The 22,770-nt window shown below is 62.3% G+C and carries 19 protein-coding genes; 6 read left to right on the forward strand and 13 right to left on the reverse strand.

The genetic code is table 11. The features are described 5' to 3' along the window. Nucleotides 1-2 precede the first annotated feature (2 nt). From ABIE32_RS14030 to ABIE32_RS14075, 10 genes are all read right to left on the reverse strand, one after another. Complete coding sequence (locus ABIE32_RS14030) at nucleotides 3-1,523, reverse strand: sensor histidine kinase (RefSeq protein ID WP_429017039.1); 1,521 nt, start codon at nucleotides 1,521-1,523, stop codon at nucleotides 3-5. 171 nt (nucleotides 1,524-1,694) lie between these two features. Further along, nucleotides 1,695-2,759 (reverse strand): adenosine deaminase, encoded by a 1,065-nt coding sequence (locus ABIE32_RS14035; protein ID WP_429017042.1) that lies wholly within the window; start codon nucleotides 2,757-2,759, stop codon nucleotides 1,695-1,697. Nucleotides 2,760-2,934: 175 nt separating this feature from the next. Continuing rightward, nucleotides 2,935-4,089 carry a BMP family ABC transporter substrate-binding protein gene (locus ABIE32_RS14040; protein WP_429017044.1) on the reverse strand — a complete coding sequence of 385 codons (1,155 nt, stop codon included), beginning with the start codon at nucleotides 4,087-4,089 and terminating at the stop codon, nucleotides 2,935-2,937. A 183-nt stretch (nucleotides 4,090-4,272) separates the two neighbouring features. Further along, entirely contained in the window at nucleotides 4,273-5,424 is a 1,152-nt protein-coding gene (locus tag ABIE32_RS14045) for a BMP family ABC transporter substrate-binding protein (RefSeq protein WP_224151655.1), read from the reverse strand. Between the two features lie 57 nt (nucleotides 5,425-5,481). Beyond that, the gene (locus ABIE32_RS14050; RefSeq protein WP_224151654.1) at nucleotides 5,482-6,402 is read right to left on the reverse strand and encodes an ABC transporter permease; all 921 of its coding nucleotides are present in this window, start codon (nucleotides 6,400-6,402) and stop codon (nucleotides 5,482-5,484) included. Further along, complete coding sequence (locus tag ABIE32_RS14055; RefSeq protein WP_429017047.1) at nucleotides 6,402-7,484, reverse strand: ABC transporter permease; 1,083 nt, start codon at nucleotides 7,482-7,484, stop codon at nucleotides 6,402-6,404. The genes ABIE32_RS14050 and ABIE32_RS14055 overlap by 1 nt, the downstream gene beginning before the upstream one ends. Next, entirely contained in the window at nucleotides 7,471-9,036 is a 1,566-nt protein-coding gene (locus ABIE32_RS14060) for an ABC transporter ATP-binding protein (RefSeq protein ID WP_429017050.1), read from the reverse strand. The genes ABIE32_RS14055 and ABIE32_RS14060 overlap by 14 nt, the downstream gene beginning before the upstream one ends. Nucleotides 9,037-9,110: 74 nt before the next feature. Beyond that, nucleotides 9,111-10,055: a LysR family transcriptional regulator gene (locus ABIE32_RS14065; protein ID WP_429017053.1), complete on the reverse strand. Its 945-nt coding sequence runs from the start codon at nucleotides 10,053-10,055 to the stop codon at nucleotides 9,111-9,113. Between the two features lie 80 nt (nucleotides 10,056-10,135). Further along, complete coding sequence (locus ABIE32_RS14070) at nucleotides 10,136-12,190, reverse strand: diguanylate cyclase domain-containing protein (protein WP_429017056.1); 2,055 nt, start codon at nucleotides 12,188-12,190, stop codon at nucleotides 10,136-10,138. 208 nt (nucleotides 12,191-12,398) lie between these two features. Further along, the gene (locus ABIE32_RS14075) at nucleotides 12,399-13,031 is read right to left on the reverse strand and encodes a Crp/Fnr family transcriptional regulator (RefSeq protein ID WP_224151649.1); all 633 of its coding nucleotides are present in this window, start codon (nucleotides 13,029-13,031) and stop codon (nucleotides 12,399-12,401) included. A 193-nt stretch (nucleotides 13,032-13,224) separates the two neighbouring features. Between ABIE32_RS14075 and ABIE32_RS14080 the strand changes: the two genes are divergently transcribed. Further along, nucleotides 13,225-14,241, forward strand: a complete 1,017-nt coding sequence (locus ABIE32_RS14080) for a porin (RefSeq protein ID WP_429017060.1) — start codon at nucleotides 13,225-13,227, stop codon at nucleotides 14,239-14,241. Between the two features lie 257 nt (nucleotides 14,242-14,498). On the opposite strand, the gene ABIE32_RS14085 is transcribed toward ABIE32_RS14080, so the two are convergent. Then, nucleotides 14,499-15,734, reverse strand: coding sequence for a urate hydroxylase PuuD (locus tag ABIE32_RS14085; RefSeq protein ID WP_429017062.1), 1,236 nt, complete (start codon nucleotides 15,732-15,734; stop codon nucleotides 14,499-14,501). 354 nt (nucleotides 15,735-16,088) lie between these two features. Next, nucleotides 16,089-16,913 carry a xanthine dehydrogenase accessory protein XdhC gene (gene xdhC, locus ABIE32_RS14090; RefSeq protein WP_429017065.1) on the reverse strand — a complete coding sequence of 275 codons (825 nt, stop codon included), beginning with the start codon at nucleotides 16,911-16,913 and terminating at the stop codon, nucleotides 16,089-16,091. Nucleotides 16,914-16,975: 62 nt separating this feature from the next. Between xdhC and ABIE32_RS14095 the strand changes: the two genes are divergently transcribed. Further along, nucleotides 16,976-17,470: a hypothetical protein gene (locus ABIE32_RS14095; RefSeq protein ID WP_429017067.1), complete on the forward strand. Its 495-nt coding sequence runs from the start codon at nucleotides 16,976-16,978 to the stop codon at nucleotides 17,468-17,470. Nucleotides 17,471-17,576: 106 nt separating this feature from the next. Here ABIE32_RS14095 and uraH read toward each other — a convergent pair whose 3' ends face one another. Beyond that, a complete protein-coding gene (gene uraH / locus ABIE32_RS14100) occupies nucleotides 17,577-17,927 on the reverse strand; it encodes a hydroxyisourate hydrolase (RefSeq protein ID WP_429017070.1) in 351 nt (116 codons plus the stop codon). Nucleotides 17,928-18,019: 92 nt separating this feature from the next. Here uraH and ABIE32_RS14105 point away from each other — a divergent pair, with 92 nt between their 5' ends. The 4 genes from ABIE32_RS14105 to ABIE32_RS14120 all read left to right on the forward strand — a co-directional run bounded on the left by ABIE32_RS14105 (nucleotide 18,020) and on the right by ABIE32_RS14120 (nucleotide 22,759). Then, on the forward strand, nucleotides 18,020-18,697 hold the full coding sequence (locus tag ABIE32_RS14105) for a GntR family transcriptional regulator (protein WP_429017073.1): 678 nt from the start codon (nucleotides 18,020-18,022) through the stop codon (nucleotides 18,695-18,697). Continuing rightward, the gene (gene puuE, locus ABIE32_RS14110) at nucleotides 18,694-19,653 is read left to right on the forward strand and encodes an allantoinase PuuE (protein WP_429017075.1); all 960 of its coding nucleotides are present in this window, start codon (nucleotides 18,694-18,696) and stop codon (nucleotides 19,651-19,653) included. Before ABIE32_RS14105 ends, puuE begins: the two co-directional genes overlap by 4 nt. 65 nt (nucleotides 19,654-19,718) lie before the next feature. Continuing rightward, nucleotides 19,719-21,494: a 2-oxo-4-hydroxy-4-carboxy-5-ureidoimidazoline decarboxylase gene (gene uraD, locus ABIE32_RS14115; RefSeq protein WP_429017078.1), complete on the forward strand. Its 1,776-nt coding sequence runs from the start codon at nucleotides 19,719-19,721 to the stop codon at nucleotides 21,492-21,494. Then, a complete protein-coding gene (locus ABIE32_RS14120) occupies nucleotides 21,491-22,759 on the forward strand; it encodes a M20 family metallopeptidase (RefSeq protein WP_429017080.1) in 1,269 nt (422 codons plus the stop codon). Before uraD ends, ABIE32_RS14120 begins: the two co-directional genes overlap by 4 nt. Nucleotides 22,760-22,770: the final 11 nt, after the last annotated feature.

Below are 22,770 nucleotides of genomic sequence, written 5' to 3' on the forward strand. Positions count from 1 at the left end.
GTTCAGGCCAGCGAGGCCGGAACGGCCAGCGGCAACAGCAGGTGGAATTCAGCGCCCGGCCGGTTGCCGGGCCCTTCCGGCGATGGCGCCAGTGTCAACTCGCCCGCCATTGCCTGGGCCAGGCTTTCACACAGCGACAGGCCCAGCCCAAGCCCGCCTGCGCGCGTCGTATAGAACGGCGTGAAAAGCCGTGTACGTGCCTCGGCGGGCACACCAGGCCCCGAATCGCACACGCCAAGCAGCGCCTGCGCACCCTGCACACGCAAGCGAATATGCAGGCGACGCTGGCTGGCCTCCACCTGCTCCATCGCCTGCAGCGCGTTCATCACCAGGTTGTGGAGGATTTGCTGCAGCGCCACCGGCTCGGCCAGCACGGCAGGCAGATCGGCAGGCGCATCCACCTGCACGGCAATGCTGCGGCGGCGCAGCTCGGGCTCCAGCAAGTGCAGCGCTTCGTGCACGGCAGCGGCCAGTGCCAGCGGCTGGGCCTGGCCCGAGAGATCGGGCCGCTCCACCACGCGGCGCAACCGCCCCACGACGGCACTCGCGCGCCGCGCTTGCTCCACGGCCTGCCCCATCGCATGGCGCGCGGTGTCCAGATCGGGCTCTTCGTCCTTCAGCAAACGTTGCGCAGCCTGGGTATTGGCAAGCAAGGCGGTCAGGGGCTGGTTCAACTCATGGGCCATGCCGGCGGCAAGTTCTCCCAGCTGGTTGAGCCGCGCCACCTGCCCCACACGCAGCAGCTCTTCGGCCCGGCGCACCGCTGCCCGCTGGCGCAGAAGTGCTCGCAGCGCAGCAAGCACTGCTGCGCTCACCACCGCCCAGGTGAGCATGCGGCCCCAGGGCAGTTCGCCCCAACCCACTTCACGCGCAAGCACCACATCGAAAGGCTGGCTCTGCGAGGCAAGGGTTTTGCGAAAGGCATAGCGCCAGCCATCCGATGGTGGCCGCCCGGCCTGCACCACCATGGCTTGCCCCTGGTATTCCAGCCGCACGCGCACCGCGCTGGTTGCAGCATCCATGGGCCACTCCTCCCAGGGAATCGCTGCGCGCAAATCCAGCAGCAGCGCAAAATCGACCTCCTGGCCTGCAAGTGCCAGCCAGGCCTTGCCCGCGGGCAGATCAGCAAGGGCCAGCTCCGCATGGCCGCTCTGGCCCGAACGGGTGACCGCCTCCTGCGCCCCAGCGCGCAACGCGTCGGGCCAGTTGGCGGGCCAGGTGCTGTCCGGCAGGCGGCGAAACACCTGGGTGATCTGCGGATAGGCAGCGGGCAGGCGCGGCAGCGGCAAGGCCACGTTACCCGGACGGTCGACCGGTGGCTGCAGCAGCGGCAGCATGGCCATCACCGCATCGTGCTGTACCGCGCGCTGGCTGAGCAGGCGGTGCACGATGCGCGCGTCCGTCACAAACGCGTCTTCCAGCACCTGCAGGCGCGCGTAGCCCAGCCAGGCAGCGCCTGCAACGGCCACCACCACCCAGGCGGAGAGCCAGACCAGCGGACGGTTCCAGTTGGAAAAAGTCATGGTCGGCATTCTGTCATGGCATATGTACGCCTGGCGCAGCGCTCCGCCATGGCGCAGATGCGGGCAGTCACCTGCCGCAATACGAAAAAGAGACGCCGCAGCGTCTCCTTTCTATGGTTTTGATAGCTGCCAGCGCGCATCCATACTGCGCAAACGCCCTTTTTATCCAGCCTATGCGCCGCGCGCTGCCTGCACAAAGCATTGCTGCAGCTGCGACATCCATGCGTCCTTGCGCTCCTGTGGCACAAAGCTCGCCTCAAAGCTGTTGGCAGCCAGCTGGTAGGCTTCGCGCGCGCCCATGCCGGTGGCGGCAAACAGCTGCACAAAGTTGTCGTTCACATAGCCACCAAAATAGGCTGGATCGTCCGAGTTGACGGTCGCTACCAGCCCTTGCGCCAGCAGTTGGGGCATGTTGTGGTCGGCCAGATCAGGGAAGACCTGCAACTTCTGGTTGGACAGCGGGCAGACGGTGAGCGGAATGCGCTCCTCTTTCAAACGCTGGACCAGGGCTGCGTCATGCACGGCCTGCACGCCGTGGTCAACACGTTCGGCGTGCAGCAGATCCAGCGCACCCCAGATATAGGCTGGAGGCCCCTCTTCACCCGCATGGGCCACGCGGCGCAGGCCCAGGTCCTTGCAGTGGGCGAACACGCTGGCAAACTTCTCCGGCGGATTGCCGACTTCGCTGCTGTCCAGGCCCACGCCGCTGAAGTAGTCGCGGTAGGGCAAGGCCTGCTCCAGCGTGAGCCAGGCGTCGTCCTCGCTCAGATGGCGCAGGAAATTCAGGATCAGTTGCGAGGTGATGCCCCAGCGCTTTTCAGCCACCTGGCAGGCGCGGTGCAAGCCCAGGATGACGTGCTTGATGTGCACGCCGCGTGCCGTGTGCGTCTGCGGATCGAAAAATATCTCCGTATGCACAACGTTGTCAGCCACGGCCTTTTCCAGGTAGGCCATGCCCATGTCATAGAAATCCTGCTCGGTCAGCAGCACGCTGGCGCCTGCATAGTAGATGTCGAGAAAGCTCTGCAGATTGGTGAAGGCGTAGGCCGCGCGCAAGGCTTCCACATCCTGGTAGGCCAGCGCCACACCGTTACGCTGGGCCAGCGCAAAGATCAACTCGGGCTCCAGCGAGCCTTCGATATGCATGTGCAGCTCGGCTTTGGGCATGGCGCGCAGCAGGGCAGGCAGGCGGTCTGCAGGCAGATCATGGGGAAAATCGGTGGGCAAGGAGGGCATGGGTACTTTCTGTTTGTTTTCTGGTTTTTATCGATTTCAGCCGCTGGCGGAGGTGCTGCAAGCGCCAGCAGTTCAATTTTCATAGCAGTTTGCCAGTATCGCAAAGTCCGATGAATGAACCACTGTAACGAAAAAAGGGCCGCATGTGCGGCCCTGGGCATGTGCCAAAAGCGGTTTACTGCGCGCCTGGCACCTTGCCGTCCACGCCCTTGACGTAGAAATTGATACCGCGCAGGAAGTCGTCATCCGCCGACTTGCCCTCTTCCACCACGGCCTTGCCGGATTGGTCCAGGATCGGGCCCTTCCAGATGGTGAAGGTGCCGTCCTTCAGGCCCTTTTTCACTTCCTCGATCCTGGCCTTGGCGTTGTCGGGAACATCAGGCGCCAGTGACACGATGTCGATGGCGTTTTCCTTCACACCCCACCAGGTGTGCTGGCTGGTCCACTTGTTGGCCAACACGTCGTTCACCACCTTGCTGTAGTACGGTGTCCAGTTGATGATGGCCGAGCCCAGATGCGCCTTGGGGCCGTAGGCCGTCATGTCCGAATCCCAGCCAAAGGCGCGCTTGCCTTTTTCCTCGGCCGTCTTGAGCACGGCAGGCGAATCGGTGTTCTGGAACAGGATGTCGGCGCCGCCGTTGATCAGGCCCGTGGCTGCTTCGGTTTCCTTCGGCGGCGCAAACCATTCGTTCACCCAGACCACCTTGGTGGTGATCTTCGGATTCATCGACTGTGCGCCCAGGGTGAAGCTGTTGATGTTGCGCAGCACCTCGGGGATTGGCACCGAGCCAACAACACCCAGCACATTGGACTTGGTCATCGCTCCGGCAATGACGCCCGCCAGATAGGCGCCTTCGTAAGTACGGCTGTCGTAGGTCGCCACATTGGTGCCCTGTTTGTAGCCCGTGGCATGCTCGAATTTCACATCCGGGAAATCGGGCGCGATGCGCTGGATCGGCTCCATGTAGCCGAAGCTGGTGGCAAACACCAGTTTGTTGCCGTTGGCCGCCATGTCGCGGAACACGCGCTCGGCATCGGCACCTTCAGGAATGCTCTCGACGAACGAGGTCTGGATCTTGTCGCCAAATTCCTTCTCGATGGCCTTGCGCGCCTGGTCGTGCGCAAACGAATAGCCGCCGTCGCCCACAGGGCCCACGTAGCCAAAGGCAATCTTGAGCGGCTCTGCAGCCGGTGCAGGCGCAGCAGCTGCCGGTGCGGGGGCCGGCGCAGGCGCTGGCTCGTCTTTCTTGCCGCAGCCCACCAGGGCCGCACTGGCCAGGGCCGAAAGGGCTGCTACCTTGAGCAGCGAACGCTTGTGCATGGAATGCATGGAAAAGTCCTCGGTTGCGTGGTTGTTATCGGGGAGATCAATCAAACTGTGTTCAATATAGGCACAAAGCATGGGATTTGCCGAGCTCTGCCGCCAAAAAACGACAGGTCATGGTCTGCATGGATGCAGCGCCCTACTCCGTACCCTCTAGCAAAAAGGGCGCCAATGCGCCCTTTGCCGTCTCTAGTTGGTACCGGGTACCTTGCCCTCAATACCGTTCACATAGAAATTGATGCCGCGCAGGAAGGCGTCGTCAGCCACCTTGCCAGCTTCGAGCACCTGCTTGCCGGTGTTGTCCTGCACAGGGCCCGTCCAGACGGCAAAGCTGCCGTCCTTCATGCCGGCCTTGGCCTTTTCGACCTTGTCCTTGATCTCTTGCGGCACATCGTCTGCGATCTTCTTGAGGTCCATCGCGCCTTCCTTCACGCCCCACCAGAAGTTGCCGGTCTGCCATTTGCCAGCCAGGGTGTCTTCTACCACCTTGGTGTAGTAAGGCGTCCAGTCGATAACGGCTGAGCCCAGGTGCGCCTTGGGCGCAAAGGCGCTCATGTCGCCATCCTTGCCAAAGGCGCGCACGCCGCGCTCTTCGGCAGTCTTGAGCACCGCTGGCGAATTGGTGTTCTGGTACAGCACATCCACACCACCGTTGATCAGGCTGGTGGCGGCTTCGGATTCCTTGGGTGGCGCAAACCATTCGTTCACCCACACCACCTTGGCCTTGATCGCAGGATCAATGCTCTGCGCGCCCAGCACGAAGCTGTTGATGTTGCGCACCACTTCGGGGATCGGCACCGATGCCACCACGCCCACCGTCTTGGTCTTGGTCATGGCACCCGCCACGACGCCAGCCAGGTAGGCGCCTTCAAAGGTCTTGGTGTCATAAACGGCCACGTTGTCACCGGTCTTGTAGCCGGTGGCGTGCTCGAACTTCACATCCTTGAGGTCGGCTGCAGCCTTCTGCACGAATTCCTGGTAACCAAAGCTGGTGGCGAAGACCAGCTTGTTGCCCTGGCCTGCCATGTCGCGCATCACACGCTCGGCATCGGCAGATTCAGGCACGCTCTCGACCATCGAGGTCTCGATCTTGTCGCCAAACTTTTCCTGGATCGCCTTGCGGCCCAGTTCGTGCTGGTACGTCCAGCCACCATCGCCAATGGGGCTGACGTAGACGAAACCGATCTTCAACTTGTCAGCAGCCGGAGCGGCTGCAGCAGGTGCTGGCGCAGCCGCCGGGGCCGCAGCTTCTTCTTTCTTGCCGCAGGCCACGAGAGCCGCCATGGAAATTGCCGACAGGCCGATCAACTGGATCAAGGTGCGTTTGCTGGAATGGCTCATGGGTGAACGCTTTCGAATCTGAAATGGTGGAACGGAATGGGTTACTGCCTATACTTTTTATGAACCCGGGTAGAACGGTTTGCCCAGCGATGCCGGCATGTTGACGCGAATCCAGGTTGGATTACGCGACATGATTGCCAGCACCACAATGGTGGCCACATACGGCAGCATGGACAGCAACTGGCTGGCCACCTGCACACCCGTGGCCTGCAGGTGGAACTGCAGCATCGTCACGCCGCCGAACAGGTACGCCCCCAGCAGCACGCGCGCCGGGCGCCAGGTGGCAAAGGTTGTGAGTGCCAGCGCAATCCAGCCGCGCCCCGACACCATGTTTTCCACCCACAGCGGCGTATACACCACCGAGATGAATGCACCAGCCAGCCCGCACAACGCGCCGCCAAACACCACGGCCATCAGGCGGATGCGGCGCACGGGGTAGCCCAGTGCATGGGCAGAGGCAGGCGATTCGCCCACCGAGCGCAGCACGAGGCCTGCCCGGGTGCGGTAGAGGAAATAGACCATGACCGCGGCCAGCACCATGGTGCCGTAGACCAGTGGATGCAGGGTGAAAAGCGCCTTGCCAACGACAGGCAGGTCTTCCAGCACCGGAATGCCATATTTGGGCGATGCCGGCATCTTGGCCTGCACATAGTTGATGCCGACAAATGCCGAGAAGCCCACGCCGAACAGGCTCAGCGCCAGGCCGGTCGCGTACTGGTTGGTATTGAGCCAGATCACCAGCCAGCCAAACACCAGTGCCAATGCTGCACCCGCGGCCATGCCCGCCACAAAGCCCAGCCAGGTGCTACCCGAGTGCACCACGGTGGCAAAGCCCGCAATGGCGGCGCACAGCATCATCCCCTCGGCGCCCAGGTTGACGATACCGGCCTTTTCATTGATCAGGAGGCCCAGCGCCGCCAGCGCCAGAATGGTGCCCGCCGTCAGCGTGGAGCCCAATAACAGTGCGTAAGCGTCCATCACAGGCCTCCCTTCACAGCGGCAGCGGGCCGCACCCAGCACACCCGGTAGGCGATCAGGGTGTCGCAGGCCAGCAAGGTGAACAGCAGCATGCCCTGGAACACGCCGGTCAGCGACTTGGGCAAGCCCAGGCGCGACTGCGCGAGCTCGCCACCGATATAGAACATGCTCATCAAAATGGCGGAGAACACCATGCCCACTGGGTGCAGGCGCCCCACAAAGGCCACGATGATGGCCGCAAAGCCGTAGCCCATGGGCACATAGGGCGTGAGCTGGCCTACGGGGCCCGCCACTTCCAGCGCCCCTGCCAGGCCTGCACAGCCGCCCGAGATCAGCAATGCCGTCCACAGCGCGCGGCGCGAGCTGAAACCCGCATAGCGGGCCGCGGCCGGTGCAAGACCGCCCACCTGCTGCGCAAACCCCACTTTGGTGCGAAACAGAAACACCCACAACAGGGCCGCCGCCACCAGGGCAATGATGACGCCGATGTTCATGCGCATGCCCTGCACCAGCTTCGGTATCTGGGTGACGCGCTCGAACATCTTGGTCTGCGGAAAGTTGTAGCCCATCGGGTCTTTCCACGGGCCATACACCAGATATCCGAGGAACAAGGTGGCCACATAGACCAGCATCAGGCTCACCAGAATCTCATTGGCATTGAACTTGTCGCGCAGCAGCGCCACAACGCCAGCCCAGGCCATGCCGCCTGCCACACCGGCGAGCAGTACGACGGGCACGATCCAGCCTCCTGTGCCCTTGCCTGCCATCAGCGCCACACCGCCAGCGGCAATGGCCCCCATGACGAACTGCCCCTCGGCACCAATGTTCCAGACGTTGGAGCGAAAGCACACGGCCAGGCCCAGCGCAATCAAGAGCAGCGGGGTGGCCTTGACGGTGAGTTCTGCCAGCGCATTGGCCGATTTGACCGGTTCCCAGAAGAAGGCCTGCAGGCCGCGAACCGGGTCCTTGCCCAGCAGCGCAAACAGTGCAATGCCCAGAAGCACGGTGATGACCAGTGCCAGCAATGGAGACGCCAGGGTCCAGATGCGTGATGGCTGCGGGCGGGCTTCAAGCTTGAGCATGGGCCACCTCCGCGTTGCTTGTGGGCCACAGGCCGCTCATCCATTCGCCAATCTGCGCCACGGTGGCATCGGCACGCGCCACCGAAGGCGACAGGCGTCCATGGGCAATCACATGCAGGCGATCACTGATTTCAAACAATTCGTCCAACTCCTCACTGACCACCAGCACCGCGCAGCCCGCATCGCGCAGCGCGAGTATCGCCCCGCGAATCTGCGCTGCGGCGCCCACATCCACGCCCCAGGTCGGCTGCGATACGATCAGCAGGCTGGGCTTGGCGTCGATCTCCCGGCCCACAATGAATTTCTGCAGATTGCCCCCCGACAGCGACTGCGCCGCCGCGTGCGGGCCGCCCGCCTTGACGCCAAAGCGATCGATGATGTTGCGCGCCATGGTATCGAGCAGCCCCATGCGCAGCCAGCCACCAGGGCCGACCATCTCCTTGCGGGTCAGAATCAGATTGTGGGCCAGGCCCATGCTGGGAACGGCCCCTCGGCCCAGACGTTCTTCCGGTACAAAATGCAGCCCCAATGTGCGGCGACGGCCCGGTGTCAGGCGACCTGCGGGCGTGCTGCCGATCATCACCATCGCAGGCGCAGCGCGCATGTCCTCCCCCGACAGCGCGTAGAGCAGCTCCTTCTGGCCGTTGCCGGATACTCCAGCGATGCCAACCACCTCGCCAGCGCGCACCTGCAGCGATATGCCGTCGATATCGACGCCGAACTGGTCTTGCCGAGGCAGTCGCAGTTGCTGCACCTGCAATACGGCAGCACCGACCTGGCTGGGGCGCAGCTCCAGTTGCGGCGGCTCTGCGCCAATCATCATGCGCGAAAGCGAGGCATTGCTCTCAACAGCCGGGTTGCATTCGCCCGTGACCTGCCCGGCGCGCAACACCGTGCAGGCGGTGCACAGCGCGCGAATCTCGTGCAGCTTGTGGCTGATATACAGAATGCTGCAGCCCTCTGCAGCCAGCTTGCGCAGCACCACGAACAGCTTTTCCACCGCCTGCGGCGTCAGCACCGAAGTGGGCTCGTCCAGGATCAGCACGCGCGGCTTGGTCAGCAGGCCGCGAATGATCTCGACCCGTTGCATTTCGCCGACGCTCAAGGTATGGACCGGGCGCAGCGGATCCACTTCCAGCCCGTACTCGCCGGCAACGGCAGTGATGCGTGCAGTCACCTCGGCCAGCGAAAGCCGCTTGTCCTGACCCAGCCAGACATTTTCCGCAACCGTCAGGGTATCGAACAGGCTGAAATGCTGGAACACCATGCTGATGCCAAGATGGCGGGCTTCCTGCGGGTTGCGCACCTGCACCGGTTTGCCATCGACCAGGATCTGGCCCTCGTCCGGCTTCACCGATCCATAGATGATCTTCATCAACGTGGACTTGCCTGCGCCGTTTTCGCCGAGTATGGCGTGTATCTCGCCCGCGCGTACCGTCAGTGATACCTGGTTATTGGCAACTACCGCGGGGTAGCGCTTGGTGATGCCGATCAGCTGTAACCGGGGCACTGCAGTGCCTGCGGTCGTCGGAGTCGGAGTCTGTGCATTCATGGGCCGCAATTGTCTCTCAGAATGTTACGGGGAGCGGGAGAAAATCCGGAGAAGCGCTCACTTACATCGATTTTCTACATGGTGCCAGCAGTACTACGCAAGGATTGCGCCACTTTCTTGAGGCAATCACGGAGCCAGGCTGCGGCGTCCGATGCATGCGAGCGCGCATGCCACAGCAGGTAGTAATCGAGTGGAGGCAGTTGTGCGGGACACTCCAGAATCTCGACAGGCAACTGGCCTCTGAACCGCTCGCAGAACTGGCGGCCGGTCGTCAGCACCAGCAAAGTGGATGCACACATGGCCGGAATGGCACTGAAATGGGCACAGCGCGCCGTGATGCGACGCTGCAGCCCCATGGCATCCAGATGTGCGTCGATGATGCCGCGCGCGCCAGGGTGGGTGGCCGTGGGGGCGATGTGCTCGGCTTCCAGCCAGCTGGCCACATCCCAGCCTCGTCGCACTGCCGGGTGCTTGCTGCTGACAAGGCACACCACCTCGTCGCGCATCAGATTGGCCATGTGCAGGTCATCGGTGGGTTGTAACCAGTTGCCGACCACCACATCGATGTCACCGTTGGCCAGTTGCGCGTGGTAATGGGTTTCGGGCGAAAGTGGATAGATCTCGACCGTACACAGCGGCGCTTCGGCCTTGATATGTGCGACCAGTGTGGGCAGGTAGAGCGGATCGAAGTAATCGCTTGCTGCAATCCGGAAGGTGCGAGTGGCCGTGCGCGGGTCAAAGCTGCGCACATCGCTGAACAGGCCTTCTGCCGCCCGCAGGATGGCCGCTGCCGGCTCCACCATGCGTTGGCCTGCCTCGGTCGGCATCATGCCGGCACCCGAGCGCACCAGCAGAGGATCGCCCGCCAACTCGCGCAGGCGCTTCAGGGCCGCCGACACCGCAGGTTGGTACATGCCCAGGCGCAGCGCCGCACGCGAGACGCTGCGCTCGGTCAGCACCGTGTGCAGCACCCGGATGAGGTGCAGGTCTATCTTGTCAAACAGGGTTTGGTCTCGCATGCCGGCGGGCACGCAGCGCATGCCAGAAAAACTCGTATCCGACGAGCTTAGCAGCAGTGGCCCTCGCGGCAATCCCGGTCTTACCCGTGGCGCAACGACGCACCACCTGTTTCCACCCGGTCGGCTTTCCAGTGCACGCTGTTGCCACCTTGCCGCTTGGCCTCGTAGCAGGCCATGTCTGCAGCACGGATCACCTGGTGGGCATCGGCAAAGCCTGCGTCCATGTGCAGCAGCCCGATGCTGACCGTGACCATGAAGTGCTTGCCACGCAGCTCTGGCTGCCAATTCTGCAGCGCTTCGCACAGTTGCCTTGCGAGCGCGTCGGCCTTTTCGCGGCTGCACTGGCGCAACACCAGGGCAAACTTGTCGCCGGCCACACGCGCGGCAAACCCCTGAAATGGCTGGAGCATCTGCAATTGGCGCGCCACCTGTTGCAGCACCAGGTCACCTTGCGCATGGCCAGCCAATGCATTGATGGACGACATGTTGTCGACATTCACATAGAACAGGACCGGCGTACTGGGAGAGGACCCGTCCAGGCCTTCACGCTGCGCCTGCAGCATGGCGGTGAGATGCGAGAACAGCGCATCGTAACTGGGCAATTCGGTCAACTTGTCCTGCTGTGAGGCCGAACGGCTGGCCACCCGGGCCTGGCCCGCGCGCACAAAGCACCATAGATAACCCTCTGCCACACCAGGCACGCGCACCATCTGCACCGTGGCGATCACCGGTGCCCCCGACTGGTGGCGCAAGCTCACCGTCACCTCAGCGCTGCCATCACGAGACAGCAATGGCTGGGCCTGATTCCACAACGCGTCCAGATCCGCCGCATCCATCGCCAGCAATTGCACATCCTTGCCCTCAAGCTCACTGCGGTCGTAGCCCAGGAGATGCGAAAGCGCCTGCGAAACCTGCACCATGCGCTCATTTTTCAGAAGCAACATGGAAAAGCGCGCACTTTCCAGCACGATATCGGCCAGTTGGGACTTCTGCTGCAGGCGGCGCTCCAGCAGGCTTTGCTGCTGCTGCAGGCTGCGCAACTGGCGCCCGATCTGATCGAGCTCATCCCCCGCAATCAGTGCCTCGCCCGGCATGGGCGGCGGGATATCGGCAACCATCGCCCTCAGCTTGCGCGTATGCCACCACAGCCAGGCCAGGCTAAGAGCCACCATGGCGAGTGCCAGAGCCAGGACAGGCAGCCCCGCCCAAGTGTCGAGCATATGCCCCACCAGAGGCAAGCTTGCCTCATGCTGCACCACCCGCACCACCAGCCAGCGCGCGGCCGGAATCTCCGCCACGCTGATCAGTTGCGGTGCGCGCCACCAGGCTTGCGCGCCGTTGGACGCACCATTGCGCTCACGCTCGCTCCACAGCCGCAAAGCCTGGGCCAGCGCAGGCTCATCGACCGCCATGCCCAGAATACGGGATGGATCAGGGTGCGAGATGACCACACCACTGGTGCTCATCACAACCAACTGCGCGTTCTCACGGGCCGGTACGGCCAACGACACAGGCAACAGGCTCTGCGACTGGAGGCGCAGCACACCGGCCATGGCGCCTTGCACACTGCCGTCTCGGGCCCGCAGCGGAATGCCCAGCGCGATGCTGGGCCCACCCAGCGTACTCTTGACCGGATCGGATACCTGGGGTTTGCCGTCGACAATCACCCGCCTCAGCAGGTCGCGCTCTGCCGATTCCACCTCCGCCCGGCTGCCATCGCCCGAGCGAAAATCCAGCCGAAACACCTGCGCGCCACGGGCGAAGACCATGCTGTCGAAGTAACGGGTGGCAGGCAACCCCTGGTCCAGCAGCCATTCAAGGGTGGGACGGGAGTCAAGCGCCCAGGGCGCCGCAGCCTCTGCCACGGTGGCCAGCACCTTCTGGCTCTGCTCGAGCTTGCTGCCGATCAGCTTGGCCAGAAGCTCCGTCTCATCAGCCTGCTGCGCCACGAGCTGCCGGGTGGTGCTTTCCTGGTTGCTGCGCACGACCAGCAGCCCCGCCAATGCCATTGCCAAGAGTACCAGCAGCGGCACCACCACCATCAATTGCAGAGTCCAGCGGCCCGCCACAGCACTGCCGGGCTGCGTGGCGTGCTGCGAAGGCAGCAGGCGTTGGTTGTCAAGCAGGCGTCCCATACGCTCCCTAGGCGGCCTTAACGGCTGGTAGATAAGGGAGACGGATTGCCAAAGGCAAGGACATGGCGCAACTCCTGTTCAGACTGCGCACATGTTCGCTATTTCAGCGCCATCCCGCTATCGGTAGAAGGCCGTAAGGAAAACACCTTGGTCCAAGGGTTTGCAGGAAAGCACCGCAAGAGGCTCGCACAGCCGCTGCGCCAGAAAATCAGGATTTAGCCAGTTGGCGCAGCGACTCCGGCTGGGGCAGCCGCAGGCTTTTGCCCATGCCATCGAGCAACCCCTGGTCACGCAGTTGCCGCAGCACGCGCGACAGGGTTTCTGGCGCGATACCGAGGTGGGCGGCAATCTGGCGCTTGGACTGGGCCAGATGTACGGCCAATCCGCCAATGGCTTCGCTGGCCTGCACGGGCTCGGCATGCTGCAGCAGCCATTGGGCACAGCGCGCCACTGCGTCCTGCGCCACTCGACTCACCGCCAGCGCAGCCTGTTGGCAGTAGCCCTGGGCCATGCTGGTCACCAAGCCTTGCGCATCAGCAGGCCATTGCTGCAGACTGCTGCGCAATTGCTCGACCGGTACCGAGCGCCACTGCACGGGCGTCTGCGCAACCATGTCCACCGCACACGGCTGGCCCGCCAGTGCCGGAGCCGCATCCAGCCAGCAAGGCGCATGCATTACCCCCAGCAGATGGCGCATGCGCCCCTCTTCATGAACGCCAAAGACCACGGTGCCGCTTTCAAGGTACAGCACATCCGCCAACGGCTGATGCCGTCGGCGCACCGTCGCGCCAGCAGGCGCGCTGTGAGTCACAAAGTCATCCAAAGAAAGCAGATCGAGCATGACCCGCACTTTGCATGCCGCTGCCCTCGCGCGTATTGAGCTACATCAATCCACTTGCGTGCTGCTTCTACACCACACCTCGTGTAAGTTCTGACTGACACAGCGCAGGTTGAAACGCATATTTCACTGTGGGGCTACCCACTTTTGAAAACTTCCTCAATTCCCTGTCAAAAAACTGAAACAAAGGACTGCTATGCATAACAAAAAACTGCTCGCGATGGCTGCCATGCTGGCTTGCGCTGCAGCAGCACAAGCCCAGTCGTCGGTCACGGTGACCGGTCTGACCGACATTTATGTGGGCTCGATGAAGGCCCCTGGCGATGCCGGTCGCAACAACGTCGTCAACAGCGGCGGCATGACCACCTCTTGGATCGGCTTCCAGGGCACCGAAGATCTGGGCGGAGGCCTTAAGCTCAATTTCATGCTGAACAGTTTCTTCCGCGGCGACACGGGCTCTCCTGGCCGCTTCAATGGCGACCCATTCTTCTCGCGCGATGCCTTTGTGGCCCTGGATGGCGGCTTTGGCCGCGTATTGCTCGGCCGCACGGTGGCACCCAACTTCGTGCCCACCATCTCCTTCAACCCCTATGGCGACTCGTTCACTTTCTCGCCACTGGTGCTGCACCAGAACATCAGCGGTCCGGCATGGCAGAGCACCAACCCCACCGATACTGGCTGGAGCAACCAGATCGTCTATTCCACCCCTGACTTCAGCGGTCTCAGGGCGAATGTGCACTACCAGTTTGGCGAGCAACCCGGCGATAACGGCAAGAAGAATGTCGGCGTCAACGCTACCTACAGCCAGGGCCCGCTGGGCCTGACGGCGTTTTACGAAGACGTCAGCATCACCAGCCCCATTGCCACCGTGCTACCCGATGGCCGCAAGAACTGGATGCTGGGCGCACGCTATGACTTTGGCGTGGTCAAGACCTTTGCCACCTATGGCCAGACCAAGGGCAAGAATGACGACTACAAGGCCAAGACCGGCTCGTTGGGCGCCACCATTCCACTGGCTGCCAACAGCCGCATCCTGGCCGCCTGGGCTCAGTCCAAGCTGGACCAGTCCAGCACCAAGCGCAATACGGTCTCGATTGGCTACAACTACGACTTTTCCAAACGCACCGATGGTTACGCCATCGTGATGTATGACAAGGTCAAGGACGTTGGCAGCGGCACCAGCGTGGGCGTGGGCATTCGCCACCGCTTCTGACCCTAGCCCATTGCGCGTCAGCCGATGCTCTCCATGCATCCACTCAAATGCAACTGCGGCCTTGCACTCTGATGGATAGCCGCTGACGCGCATTACCTATGCGCCGACAAGCAAAAACCTCCAAACAAAGTTTGGAGGTTTTCTTGTTCCTGGGTTAAGCCAAAGCTAAAGAACTAAAGAGCTGCGGAGCGGCAAAACGAATGCCATGAAAAACGCCCTCAGCAGAGGGCGTCTTGTCGGCAATTCATCGCCAGCCATCAAGGCGCCGTCGCCGCACCGCTTTCAAACCAGCGCTTGACCAGATCGCGCTCGTCGGCAGACAGACCATCCGGGTTGCCGAATGGCATCTTCTTGAGCACCACCACCTGTTGGTAGATCTGTTGGGTGTGCTGCGCGACTTCGCCCGGCGAATCCAGCTTCACGTTCTTCTGCGCCAGGCCAGCTGCACTGTGGCAGGCCACACAATGCTGGGCAAACACCTTGGACACCTCGCTGTACGCCACAGCTCCTTCTGCTGCAGGCTTTGCAGCCGCTGCGGGTGCTGCCGGCGCGGCAGCCTGAGGGCCAGGCTTGAGCCAGACCATTACGCCCAGGATGACAACCACGCCAATCACCGCATACGGCCAGGGATGCTTGTTGCGGCCAAGCTTGAAACCATGGCGCAGCACGAAGAACTGGCGAATGGCTGCCCCCGCGAACATCATGAAGATCAGCACCAGCCAGTTGTACTTCTGGTTGTACAACCAGCCGTAGTGGTTGGAGAGCATGGCAAACAGCACTGGCAGCGTGAAATAGGTGTTATGCACGCTGCGCTGCTTGCCGCGCTTGCCGTGGATGGGGTCGACCGGTTCACCGTTCTTGAGCGCGCGCACCACCGTGCGCTGGCCGGGGATGATCCAGAAGAACACATTGGCGCTCATTGATGTCGCCAGCATGGCACCCATCAGCAGGAAAGCCGCCTGGCCGGGGAAGATGTGGCAGGCCAGGAAGGCTGCGATGCAGACCAGCACCAGCACCAGGGCGCCCACAATGCCATCGCCATTCTTCTTCTGGCCGAAGGTACGGCAGATGCCGTCATACAACAGCCAGAACACCACCAGAAAACTCAGCGCCGCAAACACCGCCATCGGCGTGCTCATGGCATTGGGGTTGGCGGGGTTGACCAGATAGATATTCGCGTTCCACAGGTAAGACACCGTCAGCAGCGCAAAGCCGGACAACCAGGTGGTATAGCTTTCCCAGTAGAACCAATGCAGGTGATCAGGCAGCTTGGGGGGTGAGACGTTGAACTTGACCGGGTGGTAGAAGCCGCCGCCGTGCACGGCCCATAACTCGCCACTGACGCCCTGCTTCTTCAGGTCTTCGTCTTCGGGCGGCGTCAGGCTGCTGTCCAGAAACACAAAGTAGAACGACGAGCCCACCCATGCAATTGCCGTGATGACATGCAGCCAGCGCAGCAAGAGGTTCGCCCAGTCGAGGATATAGCCTTCCATCGCTTTCATCCTTGGCAGCGTGGAGCTGCCCTAGCGGGCGGCGCTGTTGCGTGGGGCAACCGGCACCGTCCGGGAAAAGCTGCTCACCACTGCGGGCGCTCTGAGCAGCCAAGTGGCCGCGCTCCACAGCAATCATTGATGCCAGGGCTCCGCTGCGACCATTTTGTAGACGCAAAGTGTATGCAATTTTTGGCGACAGCGGGAGTTTATTGCGTCACGCTCGCCCTAGTTAAAACCCTGATGTGAAATACACCATGATTACGCACTGTCTCGAACAGGTGCGTGCAACCAAGGCTAAAAGATGCCTTCCTTCGGCCTCTGGCGCACAGCATGAAAGCGCCGCCAGCTATCAAATTAATAGTTCAATGACTGCAAAAGCTGCGCTGCCACCGCAATGGCAATCACTTCGGGCGCCTTGCCCGTGATGCCCGACACGCCAATCGGACAGGTGATACGGGCAAATTCAGTGGCAGAAAAACCGCGCTCTTCCAGGCGATGCGCAAAACTCGCACGCTTGGTGGCACTCCCGATCAGGCCGACCATGCCCAAATCGCCCTGCTCGCGCAGCCGCGCAAGGCAGGAATGGGTGATGAACAGATCCTGCTGGTGGTTGTGCGTGAGGATGAAAATACTGCTGCCAGCAGGCAGATCGGCCACGGCAGCCTCGATGGGCTCGGAGTGCTCGGCCACCACATTGGCGGGCAACTCAGTGGGAAAGATCGTGTCCCGGCTGTCCACCCAGGTGATTTGCAGAGGCAGTGGCGCCAGCACCTGCACGAGAGCCACACCTACGTGACCAGCGCCGAAAATGGCGACCGGCGCGAACTTCTCCGCCAGCCGAGCCTGCAAGGCAGCACGGTCTGCGGGCCCCACCTTCAAAAAACGCAGATGCACCACGCCGCCGCAGCACTGGCCAAGTTTGGGGCCCAATGGGTAGCGCTCGTGCGCCTCCGTCTCGCCGCCAGCCAGCATGGTGCGGGCTTTTTCGGCGGCCAGCCACTCCAGGTGGCCGCCCCCGATGGTTCCGATCTGGCCCATGGCGGTTGGCGCAACACCTGTACCAAACACCGCCATCCATGCGCCCTGCTCACGTGGCACCGACCCCTGGGTCGCCTCGACTTCGACCAGGCACGCCGGCTCCGTTGACAGGCGGGCCAATAGTTGCTGCAACGCACGCATTCCTAGTTCTCCATCCCGAAAGGCGGCAACGCCCATTGACGCTGCACGCTATCATTTCTACCATGACCGAACCCAACCCCAGCGCCTGGCAGCGCTTCTGGAAGAGAATCACCGGCTACGCAGATTCCAACTCCAGCCTGGCTGCCACGGAAGGTACAGCGGCACAGCCCGCGCCACTTGCGCCTTCTGCACCATCTGCCGACAAGCCCGTCACACTGTCTGCCGCCCGCAACGAAGACGAGTACCGCCGCGAGTGCGCGCAATACCTGTACGAACGCTATGCGGACCGCATCTTCCAGGGCGTAATGCCGCCCATGCTCTACGCCATCGGCAGCCTGGAACTCTATCTGGATGCCCAAGGCCGCATCGAGGGCCTGAACTGGCTGCGCGAGCCAAGCCACGCGCCAGAAGTAGTGCAGCAGATCGAAGACATGGTCTACGACGCCGCCCCTTTTCCGGCTGCACCCCGACTGGCGCAAACCATCTACACCGATACCTGGCTGTGGGACGAAAGCGGCCGCTTTCAGCTGCACACCCTCACAGAAGGCCAGCGCTGACACCATCCAAACAGTCGCTTGTCGCGCGCACTAGCGTTGCGTCACAGCGGCTTTTCTCAGAAATCTCGGCCGCAAAAGGCTGCCACAAAGCCAGGCATGACTTGCATCAAGAACCTCGGTAGGTGGAATAGCTCCAGGGACTGACCAGAAGCGGCACGTGGTAGTGCTGGTCCACATTGGCCACGCCAAAATCCAGGCTCACCTTGTTCAGAAAGCTGGGCTCGGGCAATTGCACGCCCCGGGCCTTGAAGTAGGCTGCCACGTCAAAGGTCAGGCGATAGGTGCCCACCTGGAGGGTGCTGTTGTCAAACAGCGGCGCGTCGGTGCGGCCGTCGTGGTTCAGAACCAGGCTTTTGACCAGGGTGGCCTTGTCGCCTTCGGTGGCGAACAACTCCACCGCCATACCCGCAGCGGGGCAGCCATTCATGGTGTCGAGAACGTGGGTGCTGAGGCCCATAGGGAAATCTCCTGATGATTATGGTTAAGATGACACTGGTGATGTGCACTGAAAGTGTATACACTTTTTGTCAATCGATCTATCATCCTGGTATGGAATCCACCTCCACTTCCACCATCGCCCAGGCGCTGACCCGCGCCATCGTCGAGCACAAGCTGTTGCCAGGCACCAAACTGGCAGAGCAAAAGCTTGCCGATCACTTCGGCGTCTCCCGCACCCTGGTGCGCCAGGCGCTCTTCCAGCTGTCGCAGAACCATCTGGTCACGCTGGAGCCCGCCCGTGGCGCGTTCGTATCCACCCCTTCAGTCGAAGAGGCCCGCCAGGTGTTTGCCGTGCGCAAGATGCTCGAAATCGAGATGACGCGCAACTTTGCGCAGAACGTTACGCCCAAGCAGCTCAAGGCCCTGCGCGACCACGTCAAGCAGGAGGCCGCCGCGATGAACAGCACCGATGTCAGCAGCCGCACCGAACTGCTGGGCGACTTCCATGTCCGCATTGCCGAGCTGATGGGCAACGAAGTGCTCGCCCAGATGCTGAGCGACCTGATCTCCCGCTGTGCGCTGATCACATTGATGTACCAGTCGGCCAGCGCCGCCGCGCATTCGCACGAAGAGCACGAGGCCATCGTGCAGGCGATTGCTGCGCGCGATGTCGAAGGCGCCGTGCAACTGCTGCAGGAGCACCTGGAGCACGTTGAGCAAGGCTTGCAGTTTGAGCGCGATATTCCCAGCAACGATTTGTCCATGGCTTTGTCCACGATCACGATATGACTTACGACGCCACCGCCTCCTATCCCCGCGACCTCATTGGCTATGGCCGCGACGTGCCCCATGCGCAATGGCCCCAGGGCGCGCGCATTGCCGTGCAGTTTGTGCTGAACTATGAAGAAGGCGGTGAGAACAACGTGCTGCATGGCGATCCCGCCAGCGAGCAGTTCCTGTCCGAAATGTTCAACCCGGCGGCCTACCCCGAGCGCCACATGAGCATGGACGGCATCTACGAGTACGGCTCGCGCGCAGGCGTGTGGCGCCTGCTGCGCGAATTTGAAAAACGCGGCCTGCCGCTGACCGTGTTTGGCGTGGCCACGGCCCTGCAGCGCCACCGCGAACTGGCGCAGGCCTTTGCCGACCTGGGCCATGAAGTGGCCTGCCACGGCCTCAAATGGATCCATTACCAGAACGTGTCCGAAGAGACCGAACGCGCGCACATGCAGCAGGCCATGGATATCTTCAAGAATATCTATGGCAGCCGCGTAGAGCACGGCCTGGGCTGGTATACCGGCCGCGACAGCCCCAACACCCACCGCCTGGTGGCCGATTTTGGTGGCTTTGCCTATGACAGCGACTACTACGGTGACGACCTGCCGTTCTGGATGAAGCTGCAAAAATCCGATGGCGCAACCGCCCACCAGTTGATCGTGCCCTACACGCTGGACTGCAACGACATGCGCTTTGCGCTGCCCCAGGGCTATTCGCATGCCGATCCATTCTTCCAGTACCTGAAGGACAGCTTTGACGTGCTGTATGCCGAAGGCGACCCGCACGGCGAGAACCGCCCCAAGATGATGAGCATCGGCATGCACTGCCGCCTGCTCGGCCGCCCTGGCCGCATCACCGCGCTGCAGCGCTTTCTGGACCACATCCAGCAGCACGACAAGGTCTGGGTCTGCAAGCGCATCGATATTGCACGCCACTGGGCCCAGCACTTCCCTGCACCTGCACTTTGAATGAAAACGACATCAAGCGCCTGATTGGCAAGCGCTGGATGCTCATATTTTGATAGGAGACAACCATGGCCTTGACCCTGGAACAACTCAACAGCGCAACGCCTGAAGCAGCGCTTGCCATGCTCGATGGCCTGTACGAGCACTCGCCCTGGATTGCGCAAGCCGCCCTGGCGCAGCGCCCCTTCCAATCGCTCGCGCAGCTCAAGTACGCCATGGTCCAGGCGCTGGCCACCAGCAGCGATCAAAAAAAGCTCGACCTGATCCGCGCCCACCCAGAGCTGGCTGGCAAGGCCATGGAAACCAACACGCTCACTGCCGAATCGACCAACGAGCAAAGCAAGGCAGGCCTGACCAATTGCTCGCCTGAAGAGCTGGCCCATATCCGCCAGCTCAATGCCGCTTACCAGGCGCGCTTCGGCTTCCCGCCCGTACTCGCTGTGCGCGGCCCGCGTGGCCTGGGCCTGCTCAAGGCCGAGATCATCGCCACCTTCGAGCGCCGCCTGCACAACCACCCAAGCTTTGAACGTGACGAAGCGCTGCGCAACATCCACCGCATTGCAGAAATCCGCCTGAACGACAAGTTCGGCTACGAACCCACGCTGGGCAACGACGTCTGGGACTGGCAGGAAAAACTGGCCCAGCATAGCGACGAAGGCTACGCTGAAAAAGGCCAGCTCACCGTCACCTACCTCACCGATGCGCACCGCGCCTGCGCCCAACGCATCAGCCACTGGATGCGTGAGTGCGGCTTTGACGAAGTCGAGATCGACGCCGTAGGCAACGTGGTGGGTCGCTACCACGGCGCCACACCCGATTCCCAATACCTGTTGACCGGCAGCCACTACGACACCGTGCGCAACGGCGGCAAGTACGATGGCCGCCTGGGCATCTTCGTGCCCATGGCCTGCGTGCGCGAACTGCACCGCGCGGGCAAGCGTCTGCCCTTCGGTATCGAAGTCGTCGGCTTTGCCGAAGAGGAAGGCCAGCGCTACAAGGCCACCTTCCTGGGCTCAGGCGCGCTGATCGGCCACTTTGACCAGAACTGGCTGAGCCAGAAGGACGCGGATGGCATCACCATGCGCGAAGCCATGCAGCACGCCGGCCTGTGCATCGACGACATCCCCAAGATCCAGCGCGATGCCGCCAGGTACCTGGGCTTCATTGAAGTGCATATCGAGCAGGGCCCGGTGCTCAACGAACTCGATATTCCGCTGGGTATCGTCACCTCGATCAACGGCAGTTCCCGCTATGTGTGCGAGATGATCGGCATGGCCAGCCATGCAGGCACCACCCCCATGGATCGCCGCCGCGATGCCGCCTGTGGCGTGGCCGAGCTGATGCTGTACGCCGAAAAGCGTGCCGCACAGGATGGCGATTCGGTCGCCACCGTCGGCATGCTGGAGGTGCCCAGCGGCTCCATCAACGTGGTGCCCGGCCGCTGCAAGTTCAGCCTCGATATGCGCGCCCCCACCAATGCACAGCGCGATGCCATGGTGAACGACATCCTCGCCGAGCTGGCAGCCATTGCCGAGCGCCGCGGCCTGCGCGTGACCAGCGAGCTGACCATGCAGGCTGCCGCTGCCCCCAGCGCGCCGCAGTGGCAACAACGCTGGGAAAAAGCGGTAGAGGCCCAGGGAGTGTCTCTGTTCCGCATGCCCAGCGGCGCGGGACACGATGCCATGAAGCTGCACGAAGTCATGCCGCAGGCCATGCTATTCGTGCGCGGCATCAACAGCGGCATCAGCCACAACCCACTGGAATCGAGCACGTCTGACGACATGCAGCTGTCCATCGACGCTTTCACCCACATCCTTCAACAACTCGAAAAAGAGGCAGCATGACCAACGCAACCACCTACGCAGCCCTGGACCAGTGGATCGACCAGCACTTTGACGAAGAAGTGCAGTTCTTCCAGAAGCTGGTGCAGGTTCCCACCGATACGCCGCCCGGTAACAACGCGCCTCACGCGGAGCGCACGGCCGAGCTGCTCAAGGACTTTGGCTACGAAGCCGAGAAGCACGTCGTACCGGAAGCCGAGGTCAAGGCCTATGGCATGGAATCGATCACCAACCTGATCGTGCGCCGCCAGTACGGCAGCGCAGGCACGGGCCGCACCATCGCCCTGAACGCCCACGGCGACGTGGTGCCTCCGGGCGAAGGCTGGACCAAGGACCCCTACGGCGCCGAAATCGTGGATGGCAAGCTCTATGGCCGCGCAGCCGCTGTAAGCAAGAGCGATTTCGCCAGCTTCACCTACGCCGTGCGTGCCCTCGAAGCCGTGGCCAAGCCCGCCAAGGGCGCGGTGGAACTGCACTACACCTACGACGAAGAGTTCGGCGGCATCATGGGCCCGGGCTGGCTGCTGGAGAAGGGACTGACCAAGCCCGATCTGATGATCGCTGCCGGCTTCAGCTACGAAGTGGTGACGGCCCACAACGGCTGCCTGCAGATGGAAATCACCGTGCAGGGCAAGATGGCCCACGCTGCCGTGCCGCACACCGGTGTGGACGCGCTGCAGGCCGCCGTGGTGCTGATGAATGCACTGTATGCCGAAAATGCCAAGTACCAGCAGATCACCTCCAAGGTGCCCGGCATCAAGCACCCATATCTCAACATCGGCCGCATCGACGGTGGCACCAACACCAACGTGGTGCCGGGCAAGGTGATGCTCAAGATCGACCGCCGCATGATTCCGGAAGAGAATCCCGCAGAAGTCGAGGCCCACATCCGTGCGGTCATCGCCAAGGCCATCGAAGATTTCAACACCCGAGGCGGCTACACCGGCGAAGATGCCGTGCGCGTGGATATCAAGCGTCTGCTGCTGGCCAATGCCATGACCCCGCTGCCCGGCAACAAGCCCCTGGTGGATGCCATCCAGCAGCATGGCGAAGCCGTTTTCGGCGAAAAGCCGCCCGCAGTCGGCACACCGCTGTACACCGATGTGCGCCTGTATGTGGAGCGTGGCATTCCCGGTGTGATCTACGGAGCAGGCCCTCGTACCGTGCTGGAATCGCATGCCAAGCGCGCCGACGAACGCCTTGATCTGCAGGACCTGCGTCGCGCTACCAAGGTGGTGGCACGCGCGCTGTACGACCTGCTGGCCTGACGATGGCTGCG

The organism is Comamonas sp. 4034 (assembly GCF_050434545.1).
GTDB classification, from domain to species: domain Bacteria; phylum Pseudomonadota; class Gammaproteobacteria; order Burkholderiales; family Burkholderiaceae_C; genus Comamonas; species Comamonas odontotermitis.

Coding starts and splice junctions, on each gene's coding strand:
- ABIE32_RS14095 (WP_429017067.1), top strand. CDS start 16,976: ATGACCGAACCCAACCCCAGCGCCTGGCAGCGCTTCTGGAAGAGAATC.
- ABIE32_RS14040 (WP_429017044.1), bottom strand. CDS start 4,089: ATGCATTCCATGCACAAGCGTTCGCTGCTCAAGGTAGCAGCCCTTTCG.
- ABIE32_RS14035 (WP_429017042.1), bottom strand. CDS start 2,759: ATGCCCTCCTTGCCCACCGATTTTCCCCATGATCTGCCTGCAGACCGC.
- ABIE32_RS14065 (WP_429017053.1), bottom strand. CDS start 10,055: ATGCGAGACCAAACCCTGTTTGACAAGATAGACCTGCACCTCATCCGG.
- ABIE32_RS14045 (WP_224151655.1), bottom strand. CDS start 5,424: ATGAGCCATTCCAGCAAACGCACCTTGATCCAGTTGATCGGCCTGTCG.
- ABIE32_RS14070 (WP_429017056.1), bottom strand. CDS start 12,190: ATGGGACGCCTGCTTGACAACCAACGCCTGCTGCCTTCGCAGCACGCC.
- ABIE32_RS14080 (WP_429017060.1), top strand. CDS start 13,225: ATGCATAACAAAAAACTGCTCGCGATGGCTGCCATGCTGGCTTGCGCT.
- ABIE32_RS14105 (WP_429017073.1), top strand. CDS start 18,020: ATGGAATCCACCTCCACTTCCACCATCGCCCAGGCGCTGACCCGCGCC.
- uraD (WP_429017078.1), top strand. CDS start 19,719: ATGGCCTTGACCCTGGAACAACTCAACAGCGCAACGCCTGAAGCAGCG.
- puuE (WP_429017075.1), top strand. CDS start 18,694: ATGACTTACGACGCCACCGCCTCCTATCCCCGCGACCTCATTGGCTAT.
- ABIE32_RS14050 (WP_224151654.1), bottom strand. CDS start 6,402: ATGGACGCTTACGCACTGTTATTGGGCTCCACGCTGACGGCGGGCACC.
- ABIE32_RS14120 (WP_429017080.1), top strand. CDS start 21,491: ATGACCAACGCAACCACCTACGCAGCCCTGGACCAGTGGATCGACCAG.
- xdhC (WP_429017065.1), bottom strand. CDS start 16,913: ATGCGTGCGTTGCAGCAACTATTGGCCCGCCTGTCAACGGAGCCGGCG.
- ABIE32_RS14060 (WP_429017050.1), bottom strand. CDS start 9,036: ATGAATGCACAGACTCCGACTCCGACGACCGCAGGCACTGCAGTGCCC.
- ABIE32_RS14075 (WP_224151649.1), bottom strand. CDS start 13,031: ATGCTCGATCTGCTTTCTTTGGATGACTTTGTGACTCACAGCGCGCCT.
- uraH (WP_429017070.1), bottom strand. CDS start 17,927: ATGGGCCTCAGCACCCACGTTCTCGACACCATGAATGGCTGCCCCGCT.
- ABIE32_RS14030 (WP_429017039.1), bottom strand. CDS start 1,523: ATGACTTTTTCCAACTGGAACCGTCCGCTGGTCTGGCTCTCCGCCTGG.
- ABIE32_RS14085 (WP_429017062.1), bottom strand. CDS start 15,734: ATGGAAGGCTATATCCTCGACTGGGCGAACCTCTTGCTGCGCTGGCTG.
- ABIE32_RS14055 (WP_429017047.1), bottom strand. CDS start 7,484: ATGCTCAAGCTTGAAGCCCGCCCGCAGCCATCACGCATCTGGACCCTG.